The sequence below is a fragment of the Patescibacteria group bacterium genome (assembly GCA_020148145.1).
Lineage (GTDB): Bacteria > Patescibacteriota > Minisyncoccia > Minisyncoccales > JAHCRE01 > JAHCRE01.
The window spans coordinates 32,199-56,034 of sequence record JAHCRE010000021.1 but is presented as its reverse complement, the minus strand read 5'-3'; the positions used below and the strand labels follow the sequence as shown (position 1 = coordinate 56,034).

The following is a 23,836-nucleotide window of genomic DNA, read 5'->3' as shown; positions in this document are numbered from 1 at the left end:
GCTATTGAATTGAGGTCTCCAAATCGCGGAGCGATTTTGAGTAAAGATTGAATTCCTCCAAAAGTTTCTGAATTTTTGTTAAATCTTTTTCTTCTTCAGCCTTTTTAATCTCCCGAGAAATTTTATCTAATTTATTTTTAATTTCTAAAGTTTTAATTTCCTTTAGACAGTTTTTAAATTCCTCTTTTGAATCTCCTTCTTCAATTTCAATTTCTGATTTCAAATAAATATAATTTAAAAAATCCGTTGATTCAGAATCTAATTTTTTCTCTGGAATTTCTTTTTTAAAATAAGCAAAGATCTGGGAAGTTTTGGGAGAAAAAAAATGAAAATCTTCTTTGAAAACTTTTTTAAGATTTTCTGGAGATTTCAAGGCTAAGATTAAGAACCTCTCTTCTAAAAGTTCTTTTCTTGATTTTGGAGGCAGAGAGGTAATTTCAGTTTCGATTTCTTGGGGCTCTATTTTTGTTTTCCTCAATTCAACTGCCACATCTTCTTCTTTAACCTCAAGGGCCTTTGCCAACTGCTGAACCCAGTGGGCCTGCTCAATCTTATTTGGAATCCTTTTTATAACCGGTAATATAATTCTTGAAATTTCTTTTTTCCCTTGTGGTGTTTTTTTATCAAATCTTGAAAAAGTGTTTTCAAAATAAAAATCGAGGATTGATTTGGCCTGATTAATTTCTTTTTCCCAGTCTTTTGGGTTTTTGGAAATAATATCAGCCGGATCTAAATCTTCTGGCATAGTAACAATCTTTATATTAAAACCGGTAGACTGGGCTAAATCTATTCCTCTCTTAGTTGCTGAATCTCCGGCAACATCCATATCAAAAGCAGTTAATAAATTCTCTGTGAAACGTCTAAGGATCTTTAATTGATAAGGAGTTAAGGCAGTTCCGGAAGTTGCTACTACATTTCCAAAACCTGCCTGGGAACTCATAATCACGTCAGTATATCCTTCGACCAAGATACAGGAATCTCTTTTTCTAATTTCCATTTTTGCCTTATCTAAGCCATACAAAATCCGACTTTTATCATAAAGTAAGGTGTTAGGGATGTTAATGTATTTCGCTACTTCTTTATCTGTTTTTTTAATTTCTGCAAATATTCGACCACCGAAACCAATAACCTGAGAATTTAAATCAAAAATGGGGAAAATAATTCTTCCCCGAAATCGATCATAGAAATTTTCAGTTTCAGATTTTATAGATAAACCAGCCTTCTCCACCTCCTCTGGTCTGTAACCTTTTGAAACTAAAAAATCGGTCAAACCTCTCCAGGTTTCAGGAGCATAGCCAACTTGCCATTTTTTAATTGATTCTTCATTTATCCCCCTTTGAATGAGATATTTTTTTGCCTCTTGACCTCTTTTACTTCCTTTAAGTTGCTTTTCGAAAAAAAGAGTGGATAATTCATAAACCTCGTAAAGTCTTTGTCTCTCAGTTCTTAATTTTGGATCTTGCCTTTTTAACTCAACCCCAGCTTTTTGGGCTAAAATTCTCAGGGCATCGCCAAATTCAACTCCCTCAACTTGCATTACGAACCTAAAAATGTCCCCCCCTAAATTACACCCAAAGCAATGCCAGATTTGTCTGGCTGGCGAAACAAAAAATGAGGGCCTTTTCTCAGAGTGAAAGGGGCAAAGTGCTCTATAATTCTGTCCGGCTTTTTTTAATTTAATATAACCTTTGATTACCTCAACAATGTCCAATCTATTTTTTATCTCATCGATTGGAGAAAAAATCATATCCTAATTTTATCAAATTTTTGCTAAAAATCAAGGGCTAAAATTTTGTATAATTTTAGATATTTTCTGGCTGATTTTTTCCAGGAAAAATCTTTTTCCATTGCTTTTTTAATTAATTTTCTCCATTTTTTCTGATTTTGATAAAATTTTAAAGCTTTTTTAATGATTTTTAAAAAAGCTTGTTTTTTGTATTTTTTAAAAAGAAATCCGGTTTTTTCTTGCTCTATTGTATCAACCAAGCCTCCGGTTTTCCTCGCAATCGGAATAGTCCCGTATCTCTGGGCAATTAACTGACCTAAGCCGCAAGGCTCAAAACGAGAAGGCATTAGAAATAAATCAGAACCAGCATAAATTTTTTGAGCTAAGACTGGATCAAATTTGATTTGAACCGAGACATTTTTTGGATATCTTTTTGCTAATTTTAAGAGCTTTTTTTCATATTTTCGTTCTCCTACCCCCAAAATCACCAATTGGCAACCAGAACTTACTAAGTCAGGAACAATTTGACTAATTAAATCAACTCCTTTTTGAAAAGTTAAACGTCCGATAAAACTGAATAAAGGAGTTTTTTGACTTTGAGGAAGTTTTAAAATTTTTTGAAGATCTGCTTTATTTTCTCTTTTTTTATTCACCGTGGAGAAAGAATAATTTACTTTCAAATTGGGATCAGTGTTTGAGTCAAATTGATCTTGATCGATACCATTCAAAATCCCAAAAAGATCTTTTTTCCTTTTTAAAAGTATTCTATTTAAATTCTCACCATATCTTTTGGTCAAAATTTCTCGGGAATAGGTTGGACTTACAGTATTTAAAAAATCAGCAGTTAAAATTCCCAGTTTTAGGCAATTTACTTTTTTTTTAGAGAAGTTTGTTCCTAAAAATTTATTGACAAGTTTATTAGGATATATACCTTGATATCTTAAGTTATGAATGGTTAAAAGTGTCTTTACTTTAGAATTTTCTTTTTTGACCAAAAAAGGAATTAATGCTATATGCCAGTCATGACAATGCAAAATTTTAGCCTTAATCAGTTTTGCCACTTTTATGGCAGCTACCGACAGAAATAAAAATCTACTGAACTCTTGTTCGCTTCCCCCGGAAGAAGCATCAGCTTCAGGATAAACATATTTTCCAGGAAAGTAGTTTTTATTTTCAATTAAAAAAAGGGGAACACGACTTTTGGGTAAAAAGGTCTGCCAGAGGTTAAAGCTCTCTCTTTTTTGTTTAAATCTAACAAGAATATCTTTCTGAATTAATTTTAAGTCTTTCTTTTTAATCTTTATTACCTCATAAAAAGGTAAAGCTACAGAAACGTTAACCCCCATTTTTTTTAAGGTCTTAGGTAAAGATCCGACTACGTCAGCTAAACCTCCAACCTTAGCAATGGGAGCTACTTCTGAAGCTACAAATAGAACTTTCATATTTTTTTAAAAATTTTTAGAAATTAATTTTTCTTCCCCGATTTTAATTAATTTTTCTAGTAGTTTATTCGGCCCTGTCAGTTTTTTATAACTACCTTCGTTTAGGGCAGCATAACCGATAATTCGAAACAAATTATTAAGGATATAATAATAGATTCTATTTTTTTCTGAATTAGTTGGGGAACGGTTAAAATAATCTTGATAAAACAAACCTCTAACTTCCTTAATCATTTCTTGGTAGTTTTGGTGGAAGTCATACTCAAACATTAATTCAGTATGAATGAAAAAAGAACCTAAGTCGCTAAGAGGGTCATATAATCCAGCATCGGAAAAATCCAAAAATTTTATTCGTTGGTCAGTTATAAAAATATTTCCACTATGAAGATCGCCATGAGTCAAACAATAATTTTCGGAAGAGAAATCATCTTTATGTTTTAGTTTGAAATCTTTACAAGCTTTAATTAATTTTTTAAAACGTTCGAAATTAAAAGGGTAGTATTTTTCTATTAAAAATAAATTATGTTTATATTGTTCGTTTTCCCAGGCTTGATTTTTTAAAATTATTTGGTATTTATTTCTAAACTGATGTATTTTTTTAATAGCCACGGCAACCTTTGGGATAAGTTTCATAAATTCTTCGCTGCGGTGTTCAATGCTTAATTGCTTAAGGCAAAGGCCCTCAATTGGTTCATAAAAAAAAGCCCCTAACGGTTGGTAATATTCTAAGATACGAGGAATAAGATAATTTAATCCTTGAGCTTTTATAAAGAGGTTGGTTAAATAATCTATTTCTATTCCAGAAGTTTTTTTGACGGAACCTGTTTTTTTCTCTGCTTTAACGATTACCGACTTTTTAAAACTTTTACTCTGGGAAGATAAAAGCAGGTTATATCTGATACTTATCCGTTGATAATTTAAAAATATTTTTAAAATCTTTATTCTAAAATCTATTAATTTTTCTGCTTCGGGAAAATATTTAGCAAAACGGCCTTGAAAGAAATTCCCAACCCATTTTTTGTCTAACAAATTTAAAATTGACATTAATATTGTTTACTAATCTAATTTGATAATTAATAAATATTTTTAAAGCGTTATCCATTAAAACCGAACTTTCTTTAATTTCTTGAATTTTTATTTTTTTGACTTTGAAAAAAATATTTTTTAAAAAAAATCTTTAACAAAAGATTTATTAGTCAAAAATTGATACTCTTTGGGTAAGCTAATTTTTTTAATCATAATTTTTAAAATAGAGTTTAAAGCCCCCTTTGTTCGGGCTGTCCAGATGATAAACGCTCATATTTTTTACGATATTTACCGATCATATCCAAAATCTCAGCATTAGTTATCTGTTTTCTTAACAAATCTACTGCGTGAATAGCATCATAAATATCATTTTTAGTTTCTAATTTCCAAATAGCGTCTCTCCATAAAATCGCTTTTTCAAAATTCTCTTTCTTTGCTGCCTCCTTCACGGCTTTTTTCATTAACTCCACAAAAGCATCGTAAACCCAAGGTTCTCCTTTTTCGATAGTCCGAGTTTTAAAAGGAACTCTAGGATGTTCTTTGTATTCTTTATAAATTTTGCGTATGTAGCCTGTGCGTTGCCACTCGAAAATCTTAGCTATAATTTTCTGATAATAGTCTTCTGCTAATCTAATTTGAGCTTCTTCTACGTCTGGAACACTTCTAATTGTATCCAATAATGCCCAAGCTCCTGCCTCCACAACCTCTAACGACCACCATGGCCGAGCTGATGCCCAAAAAAAGTGATCTGAAGCGAGAGCTTGGTCTAATTTATGACGGCTAAGTTGCATTTTAGGATTTTTCTCATCACGGGCCTTAACTACAGAAAGGGCCAATCTCTGCAGTTCCCATTGCCAGGTATGAACCAGGTTTTCTGGATCTTTCCAAGTTAAAAATTGAACCCCATTTTTAATATCCTTTTCGGTAGATGCCCAAGTTGAAGTCACTGGTGAAATTTCTTCTCGAGCTTTGAAAAATTTGGGTAATTCGGAAATAAATGCGTGATCAAAATCTTTCGAAGTTAAAAGCCCAATCAATAGCTTGAGTAATCCTGGGCGATGATGTCCAAAGGTTTCTCCGTCCATACCAGTAACCATATAACCTTCCCTAATATATTCATCTTTCATAATTTCTTGAAAATCTTGCTCCCGTCTAACTAAAGCACTCATAATTAAATTCGAAGGATTGCGTTCTCTAAAGAAAACTTTTAAATCGGTATCAGCAATCTCGTAAATAATTTTTGTGTCTACTTGATTGACCTTTCCATTTAGACCAATTTCATCGATAATTATCCATTTGTAACCTAAATTTTCCAAAATCGCAGGTAAATTTGGAGCGTAAGCCATTTCAGAAGGAAAAAATCCTGCAGGTTTATAAACCGACCCAAAAATCTCTTGATTGGTTTGTCGGTTTAATATGATCTGTCTCCTAATTTCGTCTTCTGGTAAAAGCGGCAATAAGGCATGATACTTGGCACTATCAGTAAATTCTATCTGGCCACGTTCAGCAACAAATCGCAACCCCTCAATCACATCTTCATAACCTCTTTCCAAAAGCTGCTCTGATAGAGAGCCATTAATATTAAGATTAATTTTAATTTCAGGATTCTGTTTAAAACTCTCGATCAGAGGACGATAGCTTTCATTAACTACTCGATCAAAAATTTCTGTAACTTGACGCGGCGGCTGATAAATATGTAAAAAATTTGCCCAGATCATAAAGAGATTGCTCTTTTGTAAAGATTGTAATATTTCTTAGCTGAGGTTCCCCAGGAAAAATCAGCCCTCATTACTCTCTTTTGCAAACTCTGCCAGATTTTTTTGTATTTGTAAGTTTCTAAACCTCGGATAATTGAGGCAAAAAGGGCATAAGAATTAAATTTCTCAAAAACAAAACCGGTTCCCGAATTTTTTTTGGGATCAAAATCTTCAACGGTATCAGCCAAACCACCTGTTTTTCTAACAACTGGTATCGCTCCATATCTCATCGTCTCCATCTGGGTAATGCCACAGGGTTCAAATTTAGATGGCACTAAAAATAAGTCTGAACCAGCAAAAATATGTCTGGCCAAAGTAAAATCAGGCATTAAATGACAACCGACTTTTTTTGGGAATTTTTTATTAATTTCTTCAAAAAAACTTCGATAATTTGCTTTGCCTCCTCCGACAATAACAAATTGGGTCTTAAATTCAGACAGTAAGATTTCCAAAATTGGGAATAAAAGATCAATCCCTTTTTGCTCATCTAGTCTTGTGACCATCCCTAAAACTGGGGTATCCTGAGAAATCTCTAAATTAAATTCTTTTTGAAGATGGATTTTATTTTCAACTCTTTTTTTAAGACTTGAGGTATTAAAATTAAATGATATTAATTTGTCAGTGGCAGGATTTAATTCCCGGTAATCCAAACCATTTAAAATCCCGAAAATCTTTGTCCTAACTTCTTTTAAAAGGTCCTCTAATTTTTCACCATATTCTGGTGTCAAAATTTCTCGAGCATAGGTCTCAGAAACGGTATTTACCAAATCAGAAGAAATAATTCCTCTTTTCATGAAATTTTGTTTTAAAAGTCTTTCTGAAAAAAAGGGGGAAATGGGGGATTTTCCATCATCAAGGTCTAACTCCGAAACAAAGCGGTGATCGAAAACTCCCTGATGAGCAAGATTGTGAATTGAAAAAATTGTCTTAATCTTTGCCAAAACAGAGTCATTACTATAAACAGTTTTTAAATAATTTGGTAAAGCACCAGTGTGCCAGTCAGCACAATTGATGATATCAGGAACCCAGTCTGATTGACGTAAAAATTCTAAGGCCCCCCGGGATAAAAGAGTAAAACGAATCGGATCATCAGAATAGCCATAAACATTAGATCTCTTTTCGTAATATTCCATATTTTCTAAAAAATAAATTGGAACATCAGGTATAGGGGGTGAATATCTTTTGATATTACAAATTAAAAAATTTTTTCCTTCTGCTTCTTCATCAGTTGGAACTTTTAATCCTTTAGAAATCATCTTTAGCTGATATTTTTCTTTATCAATTAAGCCATATTTTGGCATAAAGATTCGGACATCTAATCCCATTTTTTTAAGAGCTCGAGATAAAGAAAAAACTACCATCCCCAATCCCCCAACTGAGGCATAGGGATAAACTTCAGCAACTACAAAAAGGACCTTTAGAGGTTTTTTAAAAAGAGTAATTTTTTCAGCAATTGAATCTGGCATAATTCTATTATTTTAATTTATTTCCTTTTAAAAGCTTATTACCTCACAATTTTTTTAATAACTTCTTTTACGGAGAGGACAGGACTCGAACCTGCAAGGGAATTTCTACCCGCTGGTTCTCCAAACCAGTGCCTTACCATTCGGCGCACCTCTCCTTTTTATTTAGGTAAACCCCGTTAGAGATTTCAATGGGATACTTCTTTTAGTTTATTCTCTCCTAAATTTCTAACGGGGTAAATTAGAAATTATCTTTGTTATTGTTGGATATTGGGTAACAAATTTATAATTTAAAATTTTCAAGATTGCTAGAAAATCTAAAATTTCTTCTCTTAGAGTTTCCGGGCCAATGAGTATTTCCGTTGCTTCTTTCAGTAAATTTTTGGCGTAATGATTTAAGGTCTCATAATCTGCTTTTTCTTTTAAATATTCAATTGTTCTTTTAAATTCTCCCCTATCCAACCAAATTCCATGACACAAATTACAAACATCAACAATGACCCGGGAATCACCATAATATACTTCGTAAAGAGGAAACCTACAGAAAGGACAAAGCCTTATACCTGGATAAATTTTAAATTTTTTACTATTTTTCCAAAGATCAATATCTAACCAAATTAATCCTTCATCTTTTTCATCTTTAACCCACCTTAATTCTTCTTCCTCAAACCAAATACCAAGGCACTTGGGGCAGAAATCTATCTCGATATTATAAAAAATTGCTTTTTCTAAATCTTTTTTACAAATAGGACAGAGCATGGTTTTATATTTTCATACCTCTAAGGGCTCTTATTCTTTCTTCAACTGGGGGATGGGTCATAAACAAACGGTGGAGCCAGGATTTTTGCTCCCTGCCCCGAAAAGGATTAATTATATAAAGATGAGAAGTTGCATCATTGGCCACCCTTAATGGTGTCGGGTCTCTTGAAATTTTCTCTAAAGCCCTGGCCAATCCATCAGGATATCTTGTTAAAAGAGCTCCGGCTGCATCTGCTAAGAATTCCCTTTTTCTGGAAATAGCCAGTTTTATTAAAGTTGCCAAAAGGGGAGCAAAAACAGCTAGAATTAAAGCAATTATCATGATGAGACCTCCTTCTCCTCTTTTTCTTCTATCTCTTGACCTCCCCCAAAAACTTATCCTGAAGAAAAAATCAGTCATTAGAACTACTATTCCAACTAAAATAACAACAATTGTCGCCAATAGCATATCCTTATTACCAATATGAGCTAATTCATGAGAAATCACCCCCTCTAATTCCACCCTCTCAAGTTTATTCAATAATCCCTGGGTTACTACTATGACGGCATGGGCTGGGTTTCTTCCAGTAGTAAAGGCATTTGGCTGTGGTTCATTAATAATATAAATTTCAGGTAAAGGCAAGCCGGCGGTAATACAAAGGTTCTCAACAATTCGATATAGTTCAGGGTTGTCCTTTTTTTCAATCAGTTTGGCCCTAGCCATTGCCAAAACAATCTTGTCAGAGTACCAATAAGAAAAAAGGTTCGTAAAAATGCCGAAAACCAATGCAATCCAAAAAATTACTGGGCTCTGTAAAGAATAGGAAATTAACCAACCAATTCCAATGACCAAAAGACAAAAGAAACTCAAATACAGCCAGGTTTTCTTAATATTTTTTTCAGCCTGAGTATATAAGGTCATTAAAATTAAAACTTCACAGTAACTGGTTCTCTAGGAGCTGCTTCTTCAATTTCGAAAAATTCCTTTCTTTCAAAATTGAAAATTTTAGCAACAATGTTTGAGGGAAAACTTTCTATCTTGATATTTAAATCCCTGACATTTGTATTATAAAATCTCCTGGCAGCCTGAATTTTGTCTTCGGTATCCCGAATTTCTCGTTGTAATTCTAAAAAATTCTCAGAAGCTCTCAATTGAGGATAATTTTCGGCTACAGCAAAAAGGGTTTTTAAGGTCTGGGAAAGGTAATTTTCAGCCTCTCCCTTCTCCTTCATTGCTTTAGCCCCCATTGCCCGAGTTCTGGCTTCGGTTACTTTTTCAAAAACTTCTTTCTCATGAGCGGCATAGCCCTTAACTGTCTCAACTAAATTAGGAATTAAATCGTATCTTCTCCTTAACTGGACATCGATATCTGCCCAGGCCTCTTTGGCCCGATTTCTAAAAGTAATCAAACGATTGTAGGTAGAAATTAACCAGAAAATGATAATGGCTAAAATAATCCAGAAAATAACCATAAGTTAGTGAACAAAAAACATTGAAGAAAACCTTTAATCCTTAAAAGGTTTTCTCTCTAATGCTAATTGTTAATTAGTTATTACTAGTTTGAATTATAATGCAGGTATTGTTATATATCAAGTGGGGTTTGTTATAAGGTAATCTCAAATTCTTCGGTAATAAAAAAACGGTCAAAGGTAAAATTAAATTCATTTTGGTACCTTTTACCGTCAATAGATTAAAACAAGTTAGTCTAAATTCTGAAAATAAGTTTTTTAATTAATTATTTAGCGAGTTACACAGATTGTCTCGCCAAGTTGGGAATCTAAGGCACAAACAGTAATTCTACCAGTAGCTGAGTCACAGGAAATACTGTAGTCAGTATCATAAGGATCAGCACAAGTAGTGCCAAAGCTTCCAAACTGAGGGTCATAAGGCAGGGCTGCTGTATAGGTAGGGGCAAGAGCAGTACAACAATCATATTGACCGCCAGCTGAACCTATGGCTGTTGCAACAGCGGGAACATCATCTCCAGTAGCTGGACAATCAGTTATAGCGAAATTTGGTTCATTGTAAGCAAAGCGTCCTTGATTATCCACCACCCTTTGAGAGACGGCATTCAAAATGGTATTTACTCCACTCCATCTATTTCCATTATTAGCTATGGCAAACTGCCTGAAAGGATTAATTGCTACCAAGGTAGCTGCCATTAAAATCACAATAATTCCAATAACTATTAAAAGTTCAATTAGAGTAAACCCGCCTTTTTTAGTTTTTAGAACCTCCATAATTTTAGATTTTTATATCTTCGATCTTTTATATAAAATTTCTTACCTAATTCTGGAGCAGTAAGTTTTATTTATCTCTCGACTATTTAGCGAGTTATACTGATTGTTTCAAGCTGAGCATCGGGAGCTTCAATGGTAATTCTCCCATTAGCTGTATTACAGGAAATATTATAGTCGGTATCATAAGTTAAACAATCTGTATAGCCTCCATTCTGAGGGTCATAGGGCATAGTTGCTACATAAGTATCAACAATACAGTTACAAATATCATAGCCTGTAGGGTCAGAAGTTGGATCAGCCATATTTGTGGCAGAGGTAGGAATGGTATCGCCGGTCGCAGGACAATCGGTAACAGCTGCACCGGCCGGAGTACAATTAAAAGCCCCGCGTCCATCTACCATCGCCTGAGAAACAGCATTCATAGTGGTAGTTACCCCACTCCACCTATTGGCATCATTAGCCATGGCAAATTGTCTAAAAGGGTTAATTGCTATCAGGGCAGTTGCCATTAAAATCATCACAATTCCAATAACTATTAAAAGTTCAATTAGAGTAAACCCTTTAGTTTTTAACATTTTAAAATTTAAAGTTTAGAGTTTATAAACTCGACCTTTATTATTTTTAATATAACACAAAATAAAATAGAAAACCTGTGGAAAACTACTTACCAATTAGGTTAATTCCAGTTTTTTTGGGATTTTTAGCTAATCCCCGCAAAGCCAAGCCAATAACAGTGGAGTAAAAAATTTGGTTAATCTTTAGGGTTTCTTTAAAATATTTTTTTTTCTTTAAAATATCGATATTTATCTTTACCCAAGGATCAGGAATTATAACTTCTTTTTCTAAATTTTCAGATAGATATTCTAAAATATTTGGTAAAGCGGTTGAACCACCAGCGAGAATTATTTTTTTAATAGTCTTTTTTTCTTTTCTTTGAAAATATTTCTCAATATTTTTTATCTCCTTAATTATTTTTTGAATTTCTTTTTGCAAAATTAAAAAAATTCTTCCCTCTTTAATCTCTGGATTTAAACCAACCTTTCTTTTAAGATCTTCAGCTTCTTTAAGAGGAATTTTTAATTCTTCTGAAATTGCCTGGCTGAATTTATTTCCGGCAACAGGAATAGAAATACTCAATCTCAATCTTTTTTTATCAAAAAGGCTGAAATTTGTCATCCTAGTACCAATATCGGCAATTAGGATTATTTCCTTTTCTTCTTTGATTAAGGCCCGGGCTAAACTCATTGACTCAACCTCCAAGGCTATCGGTCGAAGCTGACAAGATTTAAATACCTCTAAATAATCATTGACAATATTTTTGGGAGCAGCCACTAAGAGAACTTCAAAATTTTTAATCTGAAAATCAAAATAAAGTTCAGTTAGAGAAAAGGGGAGGGTCTGGCTGGCTTGGGATTTTATAAATTTTAAAATTTCTGGTTTTTTTAAATCTTTTGGGAGTTCAAGAATATGAATAAAACTTTTGGATTCAGGTATAGAAAAAATTAATTTTTTTGTTTTTATTTTTCCAAATTGAGGACTGGGGATTAGATTTTTAAGAATTTTTTTTAGATCTTCTTTATTTAAAATTTTTCCATCCTTAAAAATTCCTGGAGTTAAAATTTTTCTTCCCATGGCTTGAAGCTTGGGATTTTTTATTGAACCGCCAAGAGAAATCACCTCTATTGAATAATCAGAGATATCTAAACCAAAGGGTTTTTGAAAAAGATTAAGCATATTAAAAATCTGCTACTTCCTGCCAGGAAGAAATTATCATCTCTGGATTAATTTGAGAAATTTCAATTTTTATCTTTTTTGTTTGATTTTGGAAACTTCCTAAAACCTTTATACTCCAATTCCCTTCAATTGGCAAAATTTGACAATTACCCCCTTCTATGTCAATTGTTTCATTTCCAGAATAATTAATATTTTCTTTTAATTTCACCAGCGCCTGCTCGGCACAAAGATTGGCCAAGAAATAAGCCTGGGAAGACTGAGTTTTTTTAAATCCCATTGTAGCCTCGCTAATACTAAGTAAGCTAACGCTTAAACCAACCAATAGAGCGACAGCAAAAATTATTAAAACTGTCATCAGGGCAATAAAGCCTGATTGCTCTTGTTGCCAGCGACTCTCTGAAAGATTCTTTTTAATAAAATTTAATTTCATATTAAGGGGCAGCTCCACCAGGGACCAAAGAAACTGTTGATTTTAGATTAGTTGAGGCCTGGTATTCGATTAGATTAGCAGGATTTGAATGCTCAATTGTCATTTCTATTCTGATTGTTCCTGGGGTATTTTCGTAAGAGAGATTGGTAAATCGGAGATCAGTTACAATTACCCGATCTGTAGTTAATTCATAAGAATTACCAATCCCTTGAGCGATCCTCAGCTTTCCCTGAAAAAGATCAAATATTGTTGGGTCAAAATTAGAATCGGACATGGCCAAAGAAAGAGAATTAGCTAATTCGCCCGGTAAGGGATTATTAATACCTGTGGCTTTTTTTATTTCCTGGATTATTTTTGTTAAAACAAATCGACCGTTCTGTTGAACTTCCTGATAGGAAGTTTCCTTGATGTTACCAAAAATAATATTCCATAAAAATCCAGTCATTAAAACTAAAATCCCAACAACAATTGAAATATAAATTATAAATTCAATTAAGGTAAATCCTTGATTTCTCATAGATTAATAGATACCCTCAGCCCAGACATCTCTGGTGTAGAGCCTTCTATGGTCAGCCTGTCCGGTTCTTATGGAATAAATTTTTAGACAGAGTTGGGATAAATCCTGGGAAGGAGAGAGATTAACCGAAATGATAGTATCAGAGGCACCGGCCGAGGTTGGAGAAACCAAATCAGTAAAAGTCCCACTACAACCAGTTGTAGAATAGGTAATGGCATACCTGTCATCTCCTGCTGCCTGAGCATGATAGCGATATTTCAAAACCAAAGAGGTATAACTCTGAGTTGCTAATTGCCAGGTATGAAATGTAATTGAGGGATCAGCTGTAGCATCATAGTGAGTAGTAGCATAGGTAGTTCCATCTGGATAGTCATAAGCATTAGAGTCTCTAGTGGTTCTTCCAGCAGAATCAGTATGGGCAGTTGGTTTTCTTATTTCAACTCTGGTAATTTTTTGCCAATTAGTGAAATAAGTAATCAATTGAACTTCTTGAGATTTTCCTTCATTAAATTGCCAATTAACTTTGGAAGTAATTTTTTTTCTATCAGAATCAACGCTTTTAATCGTGATAATCCTTTTCCCTTCTTTTAATTCACTACTTATATCTTCCTGGCTTCCCTGAAAAACCCAATGATTTCCAGAAATCGCTAAGCCATGATTTCCAATTAAAAGATCGTCCCAAGAATTATCTCTGATTGACCTTGCTGCCTCTATTCCTTCCTCGGCCAAAAAATTTGCCATTGTTATTTCCGAAGCCAAAAGGCCAGAGAGATAACTATTAAGTACAAAAAAAGCTAAGCCACTGATCACTGTTATAAAAATTCCTATAGCAATAATAAGTTCAATTAAAGACTGTCCTTTTCCTAAATTAATTGAATTCATAGCCAATTATTCAAGGTTTACCCTTCCTATTTCATTTATATTTATTGTTCTACTATCACCATTGCTACTTAAAATAATGTTTCCGCCCCGACTGGCTGGATACCAAGAACAACCTGATTGATCTTCGCATTCAGCCTGATTTTGGTAGTTATTGCAGGGAGTACAAGGACCAGTACACCGACCTAACAATCGATTCCAACTACAGCCATCTTGTTTTCTACATGGTCTCTGGCTCGTAAATTCATTACATGGAGTACAAATCCCTCCACAATAGGCAGGGCTCTCTTTTGGCAATCCTTCTATTTTTAAAAAAACAATTTCGGAAAGACCACTAATTTTTATAATCTGGGTTAAATTAAAAATTTCATCGTATTGAGCGTCTCTGCCGGTATAAGAGTTTCCTTTAAAAAGAGTATAATTGTCGTCAGTTAAATAAACTCCGAAAGAAGAATCGAGTTCAACTGACATTGCTTTAGCTTGGGTCCTCCTAAGGATCTGCAAAATTTCTTGGCCGTGGGTTTCTAGCTGTTGGTTTTTATAAAAACTAAAGCCCAAGGATAGGGTAAAAGATATTAAGGTTCCAATAATCCCAATCACTAATAAAAATTCAATTAAGGTAAAACTCTTCATTTTTTTACCTGAATCTAAAGGCACCGATAAATCGATAAATTGGGGTAATAATTGCTAAAGCAACAAAGGCAACAAAAGCTCCAACTAAAATTAGTAAAATTGGTTCCAAGATACCGGAAAGATTTTTCAAAATAGAATCTACTTCTCCCTCATGAAACTCGGCCAGATATAAAAAACTTTCTTCTAAGGCGCCTGATCTTTCCCCTACCACTACCATTTGAGAAAAAATTGGGGGGAAGATTTGAGGAAATCTTTTAAATCCTTGACTAATTTTTTCTCCCCGTTCCACGCCAGATCTAACCAAAATTAAACTTCTTTTAAAGACTTCATTTGGGAGAGTATCGGCACAAATTTCTAAGGCCTCAAGAATTGGCATCCTACTCTTTAAAAGAGTATAAAGAGTTCGAGAAAATCGAGCTAAATTAAGACCTTTAAAAATTTGACTAAAAAATGGCAAAGAAAAGCTGATTTTATCAAAATAAAATTTAGTAGATTTAAACCTTTGGAGAATTCTAAAAGCGGAAATTAAAAAAATTATTCCAATTATTATAAAAATCCAGTATTTTTTAAAAAAGAAAGTGCTACCTATTAAAACTCTGGTAGTCAGGGGTAGTTCGACTTCTAAAAACTGAAAAAGATTAGTTATTTTAGGTAAAATGAAAAGGGTTACCACTAAGGCAATTATTAAAGCCATTGTAATGATAATTACCGGATAAATGAGAGCCCCACTTACCTTTTTTTTCATCTCATAATCTGATCGAATCTGGCCGGCTAAATACTTTAGGTTTTCTTCTAATGTTCCGCTTTCTTCTCCTACTTTAACCACATTACAAAAAAATTTATCAAAAATTTTTGGATAACGTCCGAGGCTTTTGTTTAGCCTCTCTCCTTCTAAAATTCTTTTTAAAATATTATTTAAAGTTTTTTTAAAGGTCTTTGATTTAGTCTCATTCTTTAAGGTTTCTAAGGCCTCAGTAAGAGGTATTCCCCCTTTAATCATTAGAGAGAGATGCTCAGCAAAAAACATTTTTTCTTTTTGAGAAACAAAAAACATAGTGCTATTACAAAGGTTAGTCGCTCGCCCTCACCAGAACTCTGTTCTGGCGCTCGCTTTCGCTCGCTTCGGGCTCGCTCTTTAAAAACCCTAGGACGGGAGTTTCCGCAGAGCTAAGAACTCTCGCGTCCCTTCGGTTTTTAATATTTTCCTATACGGGAGAACCGAATGGTTTCCCAGATGGGGCTTTCCGACTCAACCCGCTTCGCAGGTTTCGCGGAGAAGCCTCGCGTCTTGACCGACCCCCTTCCGATATGGAGTGTTATTTTACTGTTCTTAAAACTTCTTCTATAGTGGTAATTCCCATCTCTACCTTCTTTAATCCATCTTCAACCATAGTAGTCATTCCCAGTTTCTTTGCCTCCTCTTTAATTTTTGAGGAAGGGGCTTTTTCTAAAACCAATTTTTTAATTGGTTCTTTCATTTCTAAAATTTCAAAAATCCCTATTCTCCCCAAAAAACCTGTTTTTTGACAAAGGGGGCAGCCTCGGCCTCGAAAAAGTCGAACTTGATTTTTTTTTGTTTTTGGTAGTTTTGAAACAAAATCAGTTCCTAAAAGCCTTTTAATCTCTGAAAAAGGAGTTTCATAGCTTTCAATACATTTTGAGCAAATTTTTCGAACCAATCTTTGGGCTATGACAACATTAACAGTTGAAATAACTAAAAACGGTTCAATTCCCATATCTAAAAGTCTTATCAAAACGGTCGGGGTATCAATGGCATGGAAAGTTGATAAAACTAGGTGGCCAGTCATAGCTGCATTTATTGCCAATTTTGCCGTCTCCTCATCCCTTATCTCCCCTACCATTATAATATTTGGATCTTGTCTAATTATAGCCCTGAGGCCTTGAGAGAAAGCTAATTTAGCCTTGGGATTAACTTGAATTTGATTAATTCCCTCAATATCATATTCAATTGGGTCCTCAATGGTCATAATATTAACTCCTCTAGTATTTAAAATTTTTAACATCCCATACAAAGTTGTGGTTTTCCCACAACCGGTGGGTCCGGTGGCCAAAATCATTCCCCAAGATTTTTTAAGATTTTTTCTAATTATTTTTAGGTCTTTTGAGTCCAATCCTAACTCTTTAAGCTCAAATTTCCTAGCTCTTTCTGCTAATAGTCTCATTACCGCCTTTTCTCCTTCCTCAATTGGTACTATTGAAACTCTGATATCAAATTTCTCTTCGGGAGCCTGAAATGAAAAATGGCCGTCTTGGGCGGCTTCGTGTTCATCGGTTCTCAACTTAGCTAAAATTTTAATTCTGGAGATTAAAAAATCATGAATATTTTTAGGTAAGGTCAAAATGTCATGCAATACTCCATCAATTCGATATCTTAAGATAGTTTGATTAATATAAGGCTCAATATGAATATCAGAAGCTCGATTTTCATAACCATAATTTAGAATTAATTCAACTATTTTTATAATAGGTAAGGACTGGGGAGCTCTGGTTTCAATTTTTTTAAACTCTTCCAGGGTCTTACCAATAATTTCCTCAAATTCTTCTTTTATTTCTTTTTTGTAATATTTTAAGACGGCTGAGATATTTCTTTTGGTAGTAAAATAAGGGATAACCTTCTCCCCTGTTTTTCTTTCAAGAAATTCTCGAAATTCTAAATTTTCTGGGTGGGCCATTGCAACTCTTAACCCTTCTTTAGTTTTATCAAAGACAATAACTTCTTGTTTTCTTGCTACAATCTCTGGAATAGTTTCTAAAACTTCTTTATTTATTTTTACTTTCTTTAAATTTGCGAATAGGAAACCAATCTTATCGGAAATAAGAGAGCCCAATTCTTCCTCAGAGATCAATTTTCTATCAATAATGATCTCCTCAAGAAGTTTTTTTTTATCCTCCGCCTCTGATTTTGCTAAATTAAAATCTTTTGGAGAAATCAATTCTGAATCAACCAAAATCTCTTTTAAAAGTTTTTCAGTGATTTTCATATCATAAACTAGTTTTTACTAAATGCTCTTTTACTTTATTTACTACTTCAGAGAGATTAACTTCTGTTTTTACTAAATACTCTTTTGCTCCCAGAGAAAGACCTTTTTTAACATCTGACTCTTGGCCTAAATTGGAGAGAATAATTACTGGAATTTTTTTAGTAGCGGTTCTTCTTTTTATCTCAATTAAAACGTCAAAACCATTTTTTCTTGGTAAAATTATATCTAGCAAAATTAGGTCTGGTTTTTCAGAAAAAATCTTGTTTAAACCCTCTATCCCATTAATCGCTTCTATAAATTCAAAACCGCTGTCTGATAATTTATTTCTGTAAATCTTTCTTAAAAATCGATCTTCTTCAATCATTAAGATTTTTGGTTTCTTTTTGGGCATAAATTTTATTTGGCAATAGGTAAACTAAAATAAAAGGTCATTCCAAAACCCTTATTTTTAGAAAACCAAATTTCCCCCCCACATAACCCAATAATTGCTTTGTTTATATAAAGACCGAGGCCAGCACCAGAAGGATCTAATTCCATTGCTTTTTCTGAGCGGTAAAATTTGGTAAAAACTTTCTTGAAATCCTTTTTAGGAACACTAACTCCATTATCTTTACAAGCAAAGATGAGTTTTTCATTCTTTGCCTTTAAAGAGATAGAAATTTCCACTTTTCCTCTTCCCCGACTATATTTCATGGCATTGGAAATTAAATTCTCAATCACCTCTCTAATACCCTTAGGATCGCCAAGGACCCGAGGTAGTGCTTTAGGCTTTTTAAATAAAATCTGGCAATTCAAAGCCTTAGCCCAAAGAGAAAAATCGGCTAAAATCTGAAAGACTATTTCCTCTAATGATAGGGGCTTAGTAACTATTTCATATCTTCCTTCCTCAACTCTCTGGACAATTAAAAGATCATCAATATTTTTTTTCATTCTCTCAACATTCTCAAGAGCGTCGGAAAGGTATTCTTTCTGAAAAGAACTTATTCTCCCGCAATCACCAGAAATTAGAGCTTCTAAATATCCTTTAATGACCGAAAGGGGAGACTTCAACTGATGAGCAATAATTGAAACTGTTTCGGTAATTACTGGTTTGCGAGTTCGTCTAGGGATTTTTTTTGGTTTAGTTTTCCCCATATTATTCTATTATAACTAAAAATGAGTCAATACAAAAGCCCCTAGAGGGGCTTTGGAAAAAATTGCTTTTGGGTCATTTAAAATCCTCCGGGAATAGGTGGAGTCTTTTTCTCTTTTTCTTCTTCTTTTTCAGCCACTACTACCTCGGTTGTTAAAAACATACTGGCAGCTGAGGCAGCATTTTCTAGGGCTGACCTAACAACTTTTGTTGGATCAACAATCCCTGATTTCATTAAATCTTCGTAAACTAAGGTCTGAGCATTAAAACCGAAGCTTTCCCTCCCCTTTTTCACTTCTTCAGCAACCACTGCACCATCCATGCCAGCATTTTGGGCAATTTGTCTTATTGGTTCCTCAATTGCTCTTTTTAAAATATCAATTCCGGTTTTTTTGTCGCCTTTCATTTCTAACTCCTCGATATCTTTAATACATCTTAAAAGGGCCACTCCCCCACCGGGAACGATTCCTTCTTCTACTGCTGCCCGAGTGGCTGACAAGGCATCCTCGGTTTTATGCTGACGAGCTTTTTGCTCTACCTCAGTAGCTGCTCCCACTTTAATCACCGCCACCCCTCCAACTAACTTTGCCAATCTTTCCTGTAATTTCTCTTTATCAAATTCAGAAGTTGTTGCCTCAAGTTCTTTTTTAATTTGCTTAATTCTGGCTTCGATGTCTTCTCTGTTACCTCTCCCTTCAACAATGGTAGTACTTTCTTTTGTGGAAACAACTTTCCTTGCTTTTCCTAACATCTTCAATTCAATATTCTCTAATTTTAAACCAACTTCTTCAGAAATTACCGTAGTTCCTGTCACCACGGCAATATCTTGTAGCATTTCTTTTCTTCTCTCTCCAAAGCCAGGAGCTTTTACTGCTAAAGTATTAAATACTCCCCGGAGCTTATTAACAACTAAAGTAGCCAAGGCATCTCCTTCAATATCTTCAGCGATAATTACTAACTCTTTTTTTCCAGTTTGGGCAACTTTTTCCAATACCGGCAGAATTTCAGGTAGAGCGGAAATTTTTTTATCAGTAATTAAAATATAGGGATCTTTGTATTCAGCTTCCATTCGCTCCAAATTGGTAATCATATAGGGAGAGACAAAACCTCTGTCAAATTGAAGTCCCTTGACAATCTCTTTTTCTAATCCGAAGGTTTTTGATTCCTCAACCGTTATTACTCCATCCTTTCCAACTTCTTCCATGACTTCGGCAATCAAATTCCCAACCTCCTGGTCTTCGGCAGAGATAGTAGCTACTTGAGCAATCTCTTCTTTGGCAGTGACTGGCTTTGCCATTTTTTTTAGAACCTCCACCACTACTTTAGTTCCTTTTTCAATTCCTCTTTTGATTGCCAGGGGATTGGCTCCGGCTGCCACATTTTTTAAACCTTCAGAAATTATTGCCTGGGCTAAAACTACGGCTGTGGTGGTGCCGTCTCCGGCCACATCATTAGTTTTTGAAGCTACCTCTTTAACAATTTCTGCTCCCAAGTTCTCAACTTTATCCTCTAACTCAATTTCTTTGGCTATAGTTACCCCATCATTAGTGATAGTAGGGGCTCCGAAACCTTTATCCAAAATCACATTTCGGCCTTTAGGGCCTAAGGTGACTTTTACTGCATTAGCTAATTTATCAACCCCAATTTTTAATTTTTTCCGAGCTGCCTCTTGATATTTAATTTGTTTTGCCATATAGAGCGAGGTAGTAAGATTCAAAGTAGCTTTCGCAGGCCTGTCAGCATGGTCCCCGAGCAAATGCGAGGGGTGACAGGTCGAGAACGCAGGTTGCCGAATCTCGCTGGGATTCGGACAGCCGGTACTTTGAAAATTAACTGCCGAGCGATTATTCAATTATTGCTAAAATATCTTCCTCTTTAGCAATTAAATATTCTTTATTATTAATTTTTATCTCATTTGGCCCATATTTGGTAAAAAGAACAATGTCCCCCTCTTTTACTTCAAGGGGGATAACTTTACCCGAGGAAGTCTTTTTCCCTAGTCCAACGGCGATTACCTTCCCTTGTTCTGGTCTTTCTTTTTCGGCGGTTTCAGGAAGCAAAATCCCGGTCTTAGTTCTCGCCTCCACTTTTAGAGGCTCAATAAGGATATGATCGGATAAAGGTTTAATTCTCATAGTTTTATTTTTTTCATCTTTAAATAATATTTAGCAGTTCCAACCTTTGAGTGCTAATTCTCTTTTTATTATTATTTAGACAAAAAAATATGTCAAGAGTACTTATTAAAATGGGAATTAGCCAAAACTTGTTTTAAATAGTATCCGGTATAACTTTTTTTATTTTTAATAATTTCTCTTGGTGCACCTGTAGCAACAATATAACCCCCTTTCTCCCCTCCCTCTGGTCCTAGGTCAATAATCCAGTCAGCATTTTTTATCACATCTAAGTTATGCTCAATAATTAAAACTGTATTTCCCCGGTTCACTAATTCTCGCAAGACAAAAAGTAATTTTTTAATATCATCGGGGTGGAGACCAGTAGTTGGCTCATCTAAAATGTATAAAGTCTTTCCAGTTGATTTTTTAGAAAGCTCGGTGGCTAACTTTACTCTCTGGGCCTCCCCACCAGACAGAGAAAGAGCTGGTTGACCAATCTGGAGATAACCCAAACCAACATCATTGAGTGTTTTTAATTTTCGAGAAAGGCTGGGGATATTTTTGAAAAAATTTAAAGCCCCTTCAACCGTCATCTCTAAAACTCGGGCAATATTTTCCCCCTTATATTCAATCTTTAAGGTTTCTTTATTAAATCTCTTCCCTTTACATTCCTGGCATTCAATATAGACATCAGGGAGAAAATACATTTCGATTTTAATCTGGCCTTGACCCTGACAGGCCTCACATCTCCCGCCTTTAACATTAAAACTAAAACGGCCGGGTCGATATCCTCTGATTCTGGCTTCTTTAGTCTTTGAGAAAAGATCTCTAATATAAGAAAAGGCACCAGTATAAGTCGCTGGATTTGACCTAGGAGTTCGACCAATGGGAGACTGATCAACTAAAACTACTTTATCCAAAAATTCAGTTCCTAATATCTCTTCAAATTTTCCCGGTTCTTCTTTTGCTCTATAGAATTCTCTCATTAAAACCTTGGCTAAAATATCATTCATTAAAGAACTTTTCCCAGAACCTGAGACTCCAGCAATACAGACAAATTTTTGCAAGGGAATTCTAACATTAATATTCTTCAGATTATGCTCAGCTGCTTTTTTAATAATTAAATGGTTTTGCTTACCTGACGAAGCCAAGACTTTGGTGGGAACTTTGACGAGGAGCCTGCCTTTCTGGCGGAAGGGTGATGGGAGGGTATTTAGTTTTGACTTTGTAATTTCAACTTTCTTTCTTCCGGCCATATAATCTCCAGTCAGAGTCTTTGCTTTTAATAATTGTTTTGGTGTTCCCTGAAAAATAATCCGTCCACCTCGCTTTCCCGCTCCTGGCCCAATATCAATTATCCAATCAGCTGCCATTATTGTCTGGGGATCATGTTCAACAACGACAACAGTATTTTGAAGGTCTCTTAATTTTTTTAGAGTTCCAATAAGTCGGCTTTGATCTCTTGAATGAAGACCAATTGAAGGTTCATCTAAAATATATAAAACACCAGTTAAATGGGAGCCAATTTGAGTAGCTAATCTTATTCTTTGTTCTTCTCCACTAGCTAAGGTCTGAGTTTTTCGATCTAAGGTTAAATAATCCAAACCGACATCAATCAGGAACTGAAGACGGTCAAGGATTTCTTTAATAATAGGTTGGGCAATTTTTTGCTCATTAGGGCTCAGGACAAAGGGTTTTTGGTTTAATAAATTTCTAAAAAACTTTTTTGTGTTTTTAATGCTCACTTCAACAATTTTATCAATTGACTTTCCCGCTACCTTAACTGCCAATACCTCAGATTTTAATCTTTTTCCCTGACATTGTTCACATTTTCTTTTAATCATATACTGCTCAATTTCCTGACGAACATATTCTGAATCAGTCTCATGATATCTTCTTTCCAAATTAGAGACTACTCCTTCAAGTTCTTCATCGCCGTATAAAATTAAATTAACAGCTCTCTTTGACAAATCTTTTATTGGAGTATTTAATGAAAAATTATGTTTATCAGCTAAACCTTGAAGTTTCCACCAATAATAACCCTGTCTGCCAACTTTATGGGAGGCGTGAGCCCAGGGGAAAATTGCTCCCTCAGCAATTGATAAGTTAGGATTAGGAATAACCAATTTTGGGTCAATCTCTAATCTTTCTCCTAAGCCTTGGCAGAGAGAACAGGCCCCATAGGGAGAATTGAAAGAGAAAATACGAGGTTCCAATTCTGGCAAAGAAACTCCACATCTCTCGCAGGCAAAATGTTCGGAAAATAGCAAATCTTTTGATTTTCGATTTATTATTACTATTCCTTTTCCTAATTTTAAGGCTATCTCCAGGGAATCAACTAATCTTGATCTATCTAAATCCTTTTCAATTATTAATCTATCAACAACTACTTCAATATTATGTTTCCGTTTTCGATCTAAGGTTAGAGATAGGGCTTCTTCTACTCGATGCAAAATTCCATCTATTCTTATCCTGACAAATCCTGATCTTTGAATTTCTTCTATTAGGCCCCGGCGTTCTCCTTTTCGGCCGCGAATCACTGGTCCTAAAATTAAAATCTTAGTTCTTTTAGGCAATTTCAAAATTTGTTTAGTTATCTGATCAATAGTTTGACGAGAAATTTCCTTTCCACATTTTGGGCAATGGGGTTTACCAACTCGGGCAAATAATAATCTTAGATAATCATAAATTTCGGTAATTGTTCCAACAGTGGAGCGAGGATTGTGAGCTGCTTTTCTTTGGTCAATTGAGATTGCCGGGGAAATTCCCTCGATTTTATCAACTTCTGGCTTATCCATTACTCCTAAAAACTGACGGGCGTAGGCAGATAAACTCTCAACATATCTTCTCTGTCCTTCGGCATATAAGGTGTCGAAGGCTAAAGAGCTCTTACCAGAACCTGAAATTCCAGTAATAACTACCAGTTTATTTCGGGGAATATCTAAGTTTATATTCTTCAAGTTATGTACTCTCGCTCCTCTGATTTTTATCACATTCTTGGTCAT

General features: G+C 34.6%; 22 protein-coding genes and 1 tRNA gene. All 23 read right to left on the bottom strand.

All coding sequences use genetic code 11. The annotated features are described in order from the left end of the window. Position 1: 1 nt before the first annotated feature. The 23 genes from dnaG to uvrA all read right to left on the bottom strand — a co-directional run bounded on the left by dnaG (position 2) and on the right by uvrA (position 23,836). Positions 2–1,747 carry a DNA primase gene (gene dnaG, locus KJA15_04350; GenBank protein ID MBZ9572536.1) on the bottom strand — a complete coding sequence of 582 codons (1,746 nt, stop codon included), beginning with the start codon at positions 1,745–1,747 and terminating at the stop codon, positions 2–4. A 23-nt stretch (positions 1,748–1,770) separates the two neighbouring features. Further along, a complete protein-coding gene (locus KJA15_04345) occupies positions 1,771–3,168 on the bottom strand; it encodes a glycogen synthase (protein ID MBZ9572535.1) in 1,398 nt (465 codons plus the stop codon). 6 nt (positions 3,169–3,174) lie between these two features. Further along, the gene (locus KJA15_04340) at positions 3,175–4,209 is read right to left on the bottom strand and encodes a phosphotransferase (GenBank protein MBZ9572534.1); all 1,035 of its coding nucleotides are present in this window, start codon (positions 4,207–4,209) and stop codon (positions 3,175–3,177) included. Positions 4,210–4,421: 212 nt separating this feature from the next. Beyond that, on the bottom strand, positions 4,422–5,909 hold the full coding sequence (locus KJA15_04335; GenBank protein MBZ9572533.1) for a hypothetical protein: 1,488 nt from the start codon (positions 5,907–5,909) through the stop codon (positions 4,422–4,424). Next, positions 5,906–7,414: a glycogen synthase gene (locus tag KJA15_04330; protein ID MBZ9572532.1), complete on the bottom strand. Its 1,509-nt coding sequence runs from the start codon at positions 7,412–7,414 to the stop codon at positions 5,906–5,908. Before KJA15_04330 ends, KJA15_04335 begins: the two co-directional genes overlap by 4 nt. A 70-nt stretch (positions 7,415–7,484) precedes the next feature. Beyond that, a tRNA-Ser gene (locus KJA15_04325) sits at positions 7,485–7,569 on the bottom strand. A 70-nt stretch (positions 7,570–7,639) separates the two neighbouring features. Next, positions 7,640–8,170 carry a zf-TFIIB domain-containing protein gene (locus KJA15_04320; protein MBZ9572531.1) on the bottom strand — a complete coding sequence of 177 codons (531 nt, stop codon included), beginning with the start codon at positions 8,168–8,170 and terminating at the stop codon, positions 7,640–7,642. A 4-nt stretch (positions 8,171–8,174) separates the two neighbouring features. Continuing rightward, positions 8,175–9,071 (bottom strand): M48 family metallopeptidase, encoded by an 897-nt coding sequence (locus KJA15_04315; protein ID MBZ9572530.1) that lies wholly within the window; start codon positions 9,069–9,071, stop codon positions 8,175–8,177. A 5-nt stretch (positions 9,072–9,076) separates the two neighbouring features. Next, complete coding sequence (locus tag KJA15_04310) at positions 9,077–9,622, bottom strand: LemA family protein (protein ID MBZ9572529.1); 546 nt, start codon at positions 9,620–9,622, stop codon at positions 9,077–9,079. Positions 9,623–9,889: 267 nt separating this feature from the next. Continuing rightward, positions 9,890–10,393, bottom strand: coding sequence for a prepilin-type N-terminal cleavage/methylation domain-containing protein (locus KJA15_04305; protein MBZ9572528.1), 504 nt, complete (start codon positions 10,391–10,393; stop codon positions 9,890–9,892). Positions 10,394–10,476: 83 nt separating this feature from the next. Beyond that, positions 10,477–10,965: a prepilin-type N-terminal cleavage/methylation domain-containing protein gene (locus KJA15_04300; GenBank protein ID MBZ9572527.1), complete on the bottom strand. Its 489-nt coding sequence runs from the start codon at positions 10,963–10,965 to the stop codon at positions 10,477–10,479. 85 nt (positions 10,966–11,050) lie between these two features. Further along, positions 11,051–12,124 (bottom strand): type IV pilus assembly protein PilM, encoded by a 1,074-nt coding sequence (gene pilM, locus KJA15_04295; protein ID MBZ9572526.1) that lies wholly within the window; start codon positions 12,122–12,124, stop codon positions 11,051–11,053. Position 12,125: 1 nt separating this feature from the next. Continuing rightward, positions 12,126–12,554 carry a hypothetical protein gene (locus KJA15_04290; protein ID MBZ9572525.1) on the bottom strand — a complete coding sequence of 143 codons (429 nt, stop codon included), beginning with the start codon at positions 12,552–12,554 and terminating at the stop codon, positions 12,126–12,128. A gap of 1 nt (position 12,555) precedes the next feature. Then, the gene (locus KJA15_04285; protein MBZ9572524.1) at positions 12,556–13,071 is read right to left on the bottom strand and encodes a hypothetical protein; all 516 of its coding nucleotides are present in this window, start codon (positions 13,069–13,071) and stop codon (positions 12,556–12,558) included. Positions 13,072–13,074: 3 nt separating this feature from the next. After that, positions 13,075–13,953, bottom strand: a complete 879-nt coding sequence (locus KJA15_04280; protein MBZ9572523.1) for a hypothetical protein — start codon at positions 13,951–13,953, stop codon at positions 13,075–13,077. A 6-nt stretch (positions 13,954–13,959) separates the two neighbouring features. After that, positions 13,960–14,583 carry a hypothetical protein gene (locus tag KJA15_04275; protein ID MBZ9572522.1) on the bottom strand — a complete coding sequence of 208 codons (624 nt, stop codon included), beginning with the start codon at positions 14,581–14,583 and terminating at the stop codon, positions 13,960–13,962. A 4-nt stretch (positions 14,584–14,587) separates the two neighbouring features. Then, positions 14,588–15,637 carry a type II secretion system F family protein gene (locus KJA15_04270; GenBank protein MBZ9572521.1) on the bottom strand — a complete coding sequence of 350 codons (1,050 nt, stop codon included), beginning with the start codon at positions 15,635–15,637 and terminating at the stop codon, positions 14,588–14,590. 262 nt (positions 15,638–15,899) lie between these two features. Continuing rightward, positions 15,900–17,585: a type II/IV secretion system protein gene (locus KJA15_04265; protein MBZ9572520.1), complete on the bottom strand. Its 1,686-nt coding sequence runs from the start codon at positions 17,583–17,585 to the stop codon at positions 15,900–15,902. A gap of 1 nt (position 17,586) precedes the next feature. After that, positions 17,587–17,976, bottom strand: coding sequence for a response regulator (locus KJA15_04260; protein MBZ9572519.1), 390 nt, complete (start codon positions 17,974–17,976; stop codon positions 17,587–17,589). Positions 17,977–17,981: 5 nt separating this feature from the next. Then, complete coding sequence (locus tag KJA15_04255; GenBank protein MBZ9572518.1) at positions 17,982–18,719, bottom strand: HAMP domain-containing histidine kinase; 738 nt, start codon at positions 18,717–18,719, stop codon at positions 17,982–17,984. A gap of 77 nt (positions 18,720–18,796) precedes the next feature. Further along, the gene (gene groL, locus KJA15_04250; GenBank protein ID MBZ9572517.1) at positions 18,797–20,410 is read right to left on the bottom strand and encodes a chaperonin GroEL; all 1,614 of its coding nucleotides are present in this window, start codon (positions 20,408–20,410) and stop codon (positions 18,797–18,799) included. A 151-nt stretch (positions 20,411–20,561) separates the two neighbouring features. Continuing rightward, complete coding sequence (locus KJA15_04245) at positions 20,562–20,852, bottom strand: co-chaperone GroES (GenBank protein ID MBZ9572516.1); 291 nt, start codon at positions 20,850–20,852, stop codon at positions 20,562–20,564. 92 nt (positions 20,853–20,944) lie between these two features. After that, positions 20,945–23,836, bottom strand: coding sequence for an excinuclease ABC subunit UvrA (gene uvrA, locus KJA15_04240; protein MBZ9572515.1), 2,892 nt, complete (start codon positions 23,834–23,836; stop codon positions 20,945–20,947).